This is a genomic window from uncultured Methylobacterium sp., assembly GCF_964251405.1.
GTDB lineage: Bacteria > Pseudomonadota > Alphaproteobacteria > Rhizobiales > Beijerinckiaceae > Methylobacterium.
This window is the reverse complement of sequence record NZ_CAXUJR010000039.1, coordinates 1-8,219: the sequence shown is the minus strand read 5'-3', so window position 1 is coordinate 8,219 and position 8,219 is coordinate 1. Positions and strand designations below refer to the sequence as shown.

8 protein-coding genes and 1 other RNA gene are annotated in these 8,219 nt (G+C 66.4%); 3 read left to right on the top strand and 6 right to left on the bottom strand.

Annotated elements, in window-relative coordinates; translation table 11 throughout:
• Positions 1 to 267: GAF domain-containing protein (locus ACFE7U_RS09365; protein ID WP_375409452.1), on the top strand; the 267-nt coding region annotated here is incomplete at its 5' end.
• Between the two features lie 9 nt (positions 268 to 276).
• Here the strand turns inward: ACFE7U_RS09365 and recR are convergent.
• Positions 277 to 882, bottom strand: a complete 606-nt coding sequence (recR, locus tag ACFE7U_RS09360) for a recombination mediator RecR (RefSeq protein WP_375409451.1) — start codon at positions 880 to 882, stop codon at positions 277 to 279.
• Positions 883 to 1,029: 147 nt separating this feature from the next.
• Positions 1,030 to 2,319 (bottom strand): response regulator, encoded by a 1,290-nt coding sequence (locus ACFE7U_RS09355; protein ID WP_375409450.1) that lies wholly within the window; start codon positions 2,317 to 2,319, stop codon positions 1,030 to 1,032.
• 602 nt (positions 2,320 to 2,921) lie between these two features.
• Here ACFE7U_RS09355 and ACFE7U_RS09350 point away from each other — a divergent pair.
• Positions 2,922 to 4,538: a phosphoenolpyruvate carboxykinase gene (locus tag ACFE7U_RS09350; protein ID WP_375409449.1), complete on the top strand. Its 1,617-nt coding sequence runs from the start codon at positions 2,922 to 2,924 to the stop codon at positions 4,536 to 4,538.
• Positions 4,539 to 4,672: 134 nt separating this feature from the next.
• Here ACFE7U_RS09350 and ACFE7U_RS09345 read toward each other — a convergent pair whose 3' ends face one another.
• The 4 genes from ACFE7U_RS09345 to ACFE7U_RS09330 all read right to left on the bottom strand — a co-directional run bounded on the left by ACFE7U_RS09345 (position 4,673) and on the right by ACFE7U_RS09330 (position 7,409).
• Complete coding sequence (locus tag ACFE7U_RS09345) at positions 4,673 to 4,993, bottom strand: YbaB/EbfC family nucleoid-associated protein (RefSeq protein ID WP_375409448.1); 321 nt, start codon at positions 4,991 to 4,993, stop codon at positions 4,673 to 4,675.
• Between the two features lie 85 nt (positions 4,994 to 5,078).
• Positions 5,079 to 6,920, bottom strand: a complete 1,842-nt coding sequence (locus ACFE7U_RS09340) for a DNA polymerase III subunit gamma/tau (RefSeq protein ID WP_375409447.1) — start codon at positions 6,918 to 6,920, stop codon at positions 5,079 to 5,081.
• 72 nt (positions 6,921 to 6,992) lie between these two features.
• Positions 6,993 to 7,091, bottom strand: an RNA gene (gene ffs / locus ACFE7U_RS09335) — signal recognition particle sRNA small type.
• Between the two features lie 54 nt (positions 7,092 to 7,145).
• Positions 7,146 to 7,409 carry a PepSY domain-containing protein gene (locus ACFE7U_RS09330; RefSeq protein WP_375409446.1) on the bottom strand — a complete coding sequence of 88 codons (264 nt, stop codon included), beginning with the start codon at positions 7,407 to 7,409 and terminating at the stop codon, positions 7,146 to 7,148.
• 170 nt (positions 7,410 to 7,579) lie between these two features.
• Here ACFE7U_RS09330 and ACFE7U_RS09325 point away from each other — a divergent pair.
• Positions 7,580 to 8,219: magnesium chelatase domain-containing protein (locus ACFE7U_RS09325; RefSeq protein WP_375409445.1), on the top strand; the 640-nt coding region annotated here is incomplete at its 3' end.

The window sequence follows — 8,219 nt, the reverse complement described above, 5'->3', positions numbered from 1 at the left end:
TATTGCGAGCGTGTGCTCGCACGGCGGGAGCCGCTCGCCGTGAGCGATGCCGCCAGGGACCCGGACCTCGCCGACAACCCGAGCCTGCGGCTTCACGGGTTGCGCAGTTATCTCGGCTATCCGATCCGCTGGCCTGACGGGTCCCTGTTCGGAACGATCTGCGTGATGGACACCCGGGAACGCGACTATACCGGGGATGAGCGCGACGTAATGGGCCTCCTGCGCGACCTGATCGAGACCAACTTGCGCAGCTTCTATGCTTGCTGACCCGTCGGATCAGAATGCGGTGCGGCTGCGGATCGCGGCGGAGAGCGTGCCCTCGTCGAGATAGTCGAGCTCGCCGCCGACCGGCACACCGTGGGCGAGGCGGGTGATCGTCAGGCCGAGGTGGCTCAGCGACTCGGTGACGTAATGGGCGGTGGTCTGGCCGTCGACGGTGGCGTTCAAGGCCAGGATGATCTCCGTCATGGCCGGATCACTCGCCCGTTCCACCAGACGTTCGAGGTTGAGATGCTCGGGCCGCACGCCGTCGAGCGCCGAGAGCACGCCGCCGAGTACGTGATAGCGCGCGCTCACCGCCCCGGACCGCTCCAGCGCCCACAGGTCCGAGACGTCCTCCACGACGACGAGCATCGAAGGATCGCGCTTGGCGTCCGCGCAGATCGTGCAGGGTTCGGTGGTGTCGACGTTGCCGCATTCGCTGCACACGACGATGCGCTCGACCGCGATCCGCATCGCCTCGGCCAGCGGCGCCAGCAGTGTGTCGCGCTTCTTGATCAGGCTGAGAGCGGCCCGCCTGGCCGAGCGTGGGCCGAGGCCTGGCATCCTGGCGAGAAGCTGGATCAGGCGTTCGATCTCGGGGCCGGCAACGGCTTGGGGCATGCGGAGTTCGTCTCGTCCTTCTCAAGGGCACCCGACCGAGAGCGGGAACGATCGCTGTCGCGCCCGCCTCGCGGATCGCCACGATAGCAGTTCGGACCTCCTTCGGTGAGACCGCATGGTGTCCTACCGGGCGCTCGAGGCGCCGGGTCAGGCGATGAAGACGACGCCCAGGTCGTTGCCGACCTGCCATTGAATGCGCACGCGTCGCTTGGCCCCGGATTCACCGATCACGAGATCGAATTCGCGCGGCATCGGAAAGATGGCGTCGATCCTCAAGCCTGCGCCGCTGTCCGATAGGTTCCTCACGGCGCAATCAATCACCGAATTGGTACCGAGCAGGATCCGGCCGCGTTTGAGGACCCGGTGACGCGGATTCGCCCTTCGGTCGGACGTTCGCAATTGGTCGGCGGCTGGGCGCGACGGAGTGTCGGGTTCGGATTGCTCGATCACGGTGTTCGGCGCCTCGGGTGCCGCCGGCTCCGGCATTCCTCCGCCTGGTGATCCGAGGACATGAAACGGAACGCCTTCGACCCGCGCGACGTCCAAGGCGTGCTGCGCAGCCCGAATCAGGTCCGCGGCGATCAGCACGCCATGCGGTGCGACGTGGCTGCACAGCACGCCGCCGATCCGCGGCGACAGGTCGACGCCGACGGCATCGATGTCCAAGCGGTACGTGAGCCCGTCGGCGAAGCGTCGACAGACGCCGTCGAGGACGTCGGGGCTCGATCTCGCATCGATGATGACGAGGAAGGTCCGGCCCGCGAAGCGTCCGCAGACATCGCTGGCTCGCGTGAGCTGCTGAAGTCGTTCGCCGAAGGCCCGAAGTGCCTGATCCCCGACCTTCAGCCCGAGCGAGGTATTGATGTCCTCCAGCTCGTTCATCTGGATGAGGGCGATTGCGTAGCCAGCGCGCGACCTCGGCGGTAGCGCGGCGAGGTGCGCGAGCCGGTCGTCGAGCTGGGTTCGTCCAGGCAACCGCGTGACCGGGTCGAGACCCGAAGCGTGGACGAGGCGCTGGTACTCGGCGCGCGCCAGTTGGTCTTTTCGCCCTTTCGCCACCGCGTGATTGATCGCCGAGAGAAGATCTTCGACCTTGAGGTCGCGCTTCGACACGTAGTCGTCGATCCCGAGGCGCAGAGCCCGGATCACCGTCCTCTCACGACCGTCGCCGGTCAGCATGACGATCGGCGGCAGCACAGGAAAACGGCTGCTCAAGCGCTCTTTGACTGAAAACCCGTTATCCGTTCCGAGATTATAGTCCAGCAATATGCAGTCGACGGAGTTCTGATTGATTATTTCTACCAAATCGTCTTCGCACGACGCTTCTAGGACGTCAATTCCTGCTTTTTTTGTCAAAAGAAGCGACACAAAACTTCTGTAGACAGGGTCATCATCGACGACGACAACAGAATGTCTTACATTTGCGTCCTGTTTCATCGCTTGGCCCAACGATCCGGCATCTCTCTTTGATGCGAACAGGGTAGACACAACATCGTAAACGAAATCTGATGAAACGATTGATTCGATCGCGAGTATTTACAACTCGAGATACGCTTGTTGAAGATTACAGTATGCCGGTATCGGATGTTAGTGCTGCTTCCGAAGCGCATTTTTACGGCGCGAGGTATGCGTCCGAAAGCTTGGCCTTTCGCAGGGCATAGATCGAACCAAGGGACGCCGAGAGTTCGCAGTTCGGCGGCAACCAGGAAGGTTGCTTGCCTCGGCCGATTGAGCTTGGCGCCCGCAGGGGCGCCTCGCCCTCCTTGCGCTTCCTCGGCGATGTGTCTGGTTCAACATTCGGACATGGGAGCAATGGCAAGGCCATTGCGTGACAATCGACAATGGACGTTTATCTGTCGGACGGAAGTCCAGTTGACGGAAGATCTTCCCCGTCTATTCATGATCGAGACTCCGATAGGCGGTGAACCTGCGCGCGGCGGACCTGAACGACCGCACGGACGCCTGATCGGATCAAACGGGAGTCCTGACGGCTCCCGTCAAACGCTGCGGTGCGATCAGGTGCCCTGGGAGATACGAGCGTGACGAATATCGGTGAGTTCAATGCGGGTCACGGCGCCGAGGCCATCGGCCTTCGCAAGCTCAAGGCCGTCCACTGGAACCTCGGGGCTCCGCGCCTTTACGAGGAGTCCCTCGCCCGCGGCGAGGCCAGGCTCGCCCGCGGCGGCGCCCTCGTCGCCACGACCGGAAGCCATACCGGGCGATCGCCGAAGGACAAGTTCGTGGTGCGGGACGCCACCACAGAGAGCGAGATCTGGTGGGAGAACAACGGTGCGATCACGCCCGAGCAGTTCGACACGCTCCTGTCAGACTTCCTCGCCCATGCCGAGGGGCGCGAATTGTTCGCCCAGGACCTCTATGGCGGGGCCGATCCCGACCACCGGGTCCGGGCGCGGGTCTTCACCGAGCTCGCCTGGCATTCGCTGTTCATCCGCAACCTGCTGATCCGGCCGGAGCGCGACGCGCTCGAACGCTACGTGCCGGACCTCACGATCATCGACCTGCCGAGCTTCGAGGCTCAGCCGCACCGCCACGGCTGCCGCTCGAAGACGGTGATCGCCATGGATTTCTCCCGCAAGATCGTGCTCATCGGTGGGAGCGCCTATGCGGGCGAGATGAAGAAGTCGGTCTTCACCTACCTGAACTACGTGCTCCCCGGCGCCGGGGTGATGCCGATGCACTGCTCCGCCAACGCGGCCCTCGATCAGTCGGGCGACTCGGCCCTGTTCTTCGGCCTGTCGGGCACGGGCAAGACAACGCTCTCCAACGATTCCTCGCGGCAGCTGCTCGGCGACGACGAACACGGTTGGAGCCGGGAGGGCATCTTCAACTTCGAGGGCGGCTGCTACGCCAAGACCATCCGGCTCTCGCGCAACGCCGAGCCCGAGATCTATGCCACCACCGAGCGGTTCGGCACCGTGATGGAGAACGTCGTGATCGATCCCGAGACGCGGGTGCCCGATTTCGACGATGCTTCGCTCACCGAGAACACCCGCTGCGCCTACCCTCTCGACTTCATCGCCAATGCGAGTTCCAGCGGCCGGGCCGGGCACCCGAAGAACATCGTGATGCTAACCTGCGACGCTTTCGGCGTGATGCCGCCGATCGCCAAGCTGACCGGTGCGGAGGCGATGTATCATTTCCTCTCGGGCTACACCGCTAAGGTGGCCGGCACCGAGCGCGGCCTGACCGCCCCCGAGGCGACGTTCTCGACCTGCTTCGGCGCACCGTTCATGCCGCGCCATCCGAGCACTTACGGCAACCTTCTGCGCAACCTCATCGCCCATCACGAAGTCGATTGCTGGCTCGTCAATACCGGCTGGACTGGGGGAGGCGTCGGCACCGGCCGGCGCATGCCGATCCGCGTCACGCGTCGGCTGCTTTCCGCGGCCCTCGACGGATCCCTGGCGAAAGGCGAGTTCCGCCGCGATCCCTATTTCGGCTTCGCGGTGCCGACGGCCGTGTCCGGCGTCGAGCAGCACGTCCTCTCGCCGGTAGACACCTGGAACAACAAGGCCGCCTTCGCCGAGACGGCGACTAGGCTCGTCGGGATGTTCCGGGAGAACTTCAAGCGCTTCGAGGCGCATGTGGACGCCGAGATCCGCGCCGCCGAGCCGGTGCGGGTGATCGCGGCCTGAATCGAGGGACCGGCACTGTCGACCCCGGCTCTTCGGTGTCGCCCCCTCCCTGGGTGCCGGGGGAGGGGGTCTGCGCCCCAGGGCTCCGATCATCGGAGTTGCCGATGAACCCGAACCGGCTTCGATGAATCGCCTTAGAACAGATTCATGCCGGGTGGGATCGGCAGGCCCTTCGTCAATTCCTGCATGCGCTCCTGCATGGTCGCCTCGGCCTTCGCACGGGCATCGTTGACCGCGGCGACGATGAGGTCTTCCAGGATCTCGCGCTCATCCGGCTTCATCAGATCGGGGTCGAGGGTCACGCCCTTCAAAGCGCCTTTGGCCGTCATGGTCACCCGCACCACGCCGCCGCCCGACGCCCCGGAGACCTCGACGTGGTCGAGTTCCTCCTGGAGCGACGCCATCTTCTCCTGCATGGCCTGAGCCTGCTTCATGATTCCCATGAGGTCGCGCATGGTCTGACGATCCCGATTGCCGTGGTCACGGATGCGGGCGACGCACCCGCGCTCGCCGGCATGTAGGGCCGGCGGGCGCCGGCCGCTACGGTTCGTCGCCCTCGATCTCGGCGTCGCCGGTGGCGGGAGCCGCCAGGGGCGCAGCCTTGTCGCGGACATCGACGATCTGAGCCCCGGGAAAGCGGGAGAGGACTTCGCGCACCAAGGGATGGGCGGCGGCGTCCTGGTGGCGTGTCTCGAGAGCCGTGCGCGCACGCGCCTCGATCGTTTCCGCTCCGGTCTCCTTAGAGAGCGCGACGATCCAGCGCCGACCGGTCCAGGAGTCGAGGGCACGGGCGAGGTCGTTGGCGATGCTCGGGCGACCACCCTCGGCGAGGCGGAACTCGATATGCCCTTCCTCGAACCGGACGACATGCACCGACCGCTCGAGCGCCGTCTTGAGACCGATGTCGCGCCGCGCCTCGGCGAGCGCCACCACGTCCTCGAACCGGGTCAGACGCAGCCCTTCGGCGGGGACGGCCTGGGGAGACGCCGCCATCGAGACGGCTCGGGGAGACTGGGTCTCGGCCATCGGGGTGAGGGCGGCGAGCGCAGACCGCGTCCCATGATTTGCGGCGAGCGCGAGCGGTTGCCGGGCCAATGGCGGTGCGATCTGGGTGCTCTCGGGTGGCGACGGGCGCTGACCTGCCGGCGCGTCGAGCGCCTCGGCCTTGAGGATGCGCAGGGCCTCGTCGGGGGTGGGGAGATCGGCCGCGTAGGCGAGACGCACCAGCGCCATCTCGGCCGCCGCCAGGGGCCTCGTCGCGGCCTGCACCTCGGGGATCGCCTTCAGCAGGATCTGCCAGGTTCGCGACAGCACGCGGATCGAGAGCTTCTGGGCGAAGGCGCCGCCACGCATCCGCTCGGCCTCGCTGAGCGTCGGGTCGGCAGCGGCCGCCTCCGGCACCAGTTTCAGTCGCGTGACGAGGTGGGTGAAGCTCGCGAGGTCCGACATCACCACGGCCGGATCGGCGCCGGATCCGTACTGCGAGCGCAGTTCTGCGAAACAGGCCGGGATGTCGCCGCGCATCGCCGCTTCGAACAGGTCGACGATGCGGCCGCGGTCGGCGAGACCGAGCATGTCGCGCACGTTCGCCGTGCTCACGAGGCCGGCCCCGTGCGCGATGGCCTGGTCGAGGAGCGAGAGTGCGTCGCGGACGGAACCCTCCGCCGCGCGCGTGATCGCGGCCAAGGCCTCGGCCTCGGCCTCAACCCCTTCGGCCGCGCAGATCTTCGCCAGGTGGGCGATGAGGGTGTCGGCCTCGACCCGGCGCAGGTCGAAGCGCTGGCAGCGCGACAGGATCGTCACCGGAACCTTGCGGATCTCGGTGGTGGCGAACACGAACTTCGCGTGCGGCGGGGGCTCCTCCAGCGTCTTCAGGAACGCGTTGAAGGCGTTCGTCGACAGCATGTGGACTTCGTCGATGATGTAGATCTTGTATCGCGCGGAGACAGGCGAATATCGAATGCCGTCGATGATGGCCCGGATGTCGTCGACGCCGGTATGGGAGGCGGCATCCATCTCCAGCACGTCCATGTGCCGGGATTCCATGATCGCCTGGCAGTGGCGCCCAAGCTCGGGCATCGCGATGGTGGGACCGGTGTCGGTGTGACCGTCACGGACGTAGTTGAGCCCGCGGGCCAGGATACGGGCGGTCGTGGTCTTGCCGACGCCGCGTACGCCGGTGAGCATCCAGGCCTGAGGGATACGATTGGCTGCGAACGCATTCGCCAGGGTCCGCACCATGGCGGACTGACCGATCAGGTCGTCGAAATCCTTGGGCCGGTACTTGCGCGCCAGCACCCGATAAGGCGTTGGCTGGGCTGAAGGGAGCGGAAAACCCGGAAGGCCCGGCGCGTCGCTCGGAATGCCGGAGGTCGCGTCCATGCCGCCTTATTGTCAGTGCGCGGCCCCGGTCGGCCGCGACCCTGTGGGCCAAGCCTGCTCGGGGCGGAATCGAGGTGGGAGGCTGGACGAAGACCCGCTCGGTCTCGTTAGGGCTGCTTCCTTCCGGACCTGACCCGGTTGGCGAGTGAAACGTCCCTCGCCAACCTCCCGCGCCGTATATGACGGCGGCGCTTGGCGAACGCAAGCGTGACCGACGCGGGCGCCCTATTCGGCCTTGCGCTTGGTGATGGCGAAGGTCTTCGGGTCGAGGTCGAGGTCGAACTGCTTGCCGGCGGCGTCGATCGCGTCGTCCACTTCGACCTCGTCGTCCTCGACCTCGATCTTCTTCCACTTGGTGAAGCCTTCCGCCTTGAGGACCGCCTCGATCTTGGTGAGCTCGTCCGGGGTCGGGGCACGGTCGGCGAGGGCGGCGCCGGTCATCGCGAAGGCGACGGCGAGGGCGGCGAGGCCGGTGGTCTTGATCGACATGAGGAACTCCTGGGTCGTGACGTCGTCGGTCGTGACATTGTCTTGGCGACGCCGGTCGAACGATTCGCGAGCAGACCCGGTTCCACCGCCAAAGCGCCCGCGGACGCACGCCGCAGTTGTCTCCGGCCAAGCTGCATCATAGGCTTGTAGAGAGGGCAGAGGTTGCAAGCATGGTCACGCGCGTCGCCACCGTCGCCTTCGAGGGAATCGAGGCGCGTGCCGTCGACGTGCAGGTCCAGATCGCCAATGGCGCCGTCGCCTTCATGGTGGTGGGGCTGGCCGACAAGGCGGTGGCGGAATCGCGCGAGCGGGTGCGCTCGGCGCTGATCGCCTCGGGGCTGGCGCTGCCGGCCAAGCGCATCACCGTGAACCTGGCGCCGGCCGATCTGCCCAAGGAGGGTTCACATTACGACCTGCCCATCGCGCTCGCGGTCATGGGGGCGATCGGCGCCTTGCCGGTGGATGCGCTCGCTGGCTACTGCGTGCTCGGCGAGCTGGCGCTCGACGGCAGCATCACCGCCGTGGCCGGTGTGCTCCCCGCCGCCATGGCGGCGAGCGCGCGCGGACTCGGCCTGATCTGCCCAGCGGCGACCGGGCCGGAAGCGGCATGGGCGGGTGGCGACATGGACGTCCTCGCGCCGCGCTCGCTGATCCAACTCGCCAACCACTTCAAGGGCAGCCAGGTCATGGCGCGGCCCGAACCGGCGGTGGCGGCAGCGACCGGCCCGCTTCCCGACCTTCGCGACATCAAGGGCCAGGAGGGCGCCAAGCGCGCCCTCGAAATCGCCGCAGCAGGTGGGCATAATTTCC

Excerpts from the sequence above, each read along its gene's own strand:
- recR (WP_375409451.1), bottom strand. The coding sequence starts at position 882 with ATGCCCCAAGCCGTTGCCGGCCCCGAGATCGAACGCCTGATCCAGCTT.
- ACFE7U_RS09355 (WP_375409450.1), bottom strand. The coding sequence starts at position 2,319 with ATGAAACAGGACGCAAATGTAAGACATTCTGTTGTCGTCGTCGATGAT.
- ACFE7U_RS09345 (WP_375409448.1), bottom strand. The coding sequence starts at position 4,993 with ATGCGCGACCTCATGGGAATCATGAAGCAGGCTCAGGCCATGCAGGAG.
- ACFE7U_RS09340 (WP_375409447.1), bottom strand. The coding sequence starts at position 6,920 with ATGGACGCGACCTCCGGCATTCCGAGCGACGCGCCGGGCCTTCCGGGT.
- ACFE7U_RS09330 (WP_375409446.1), bottom strand. The coding sequence starts at position 7,409 with ATGTCGATCAAGACCACCGGCCTCGCCGCCCTCGCCGTCGCCTTCGCG.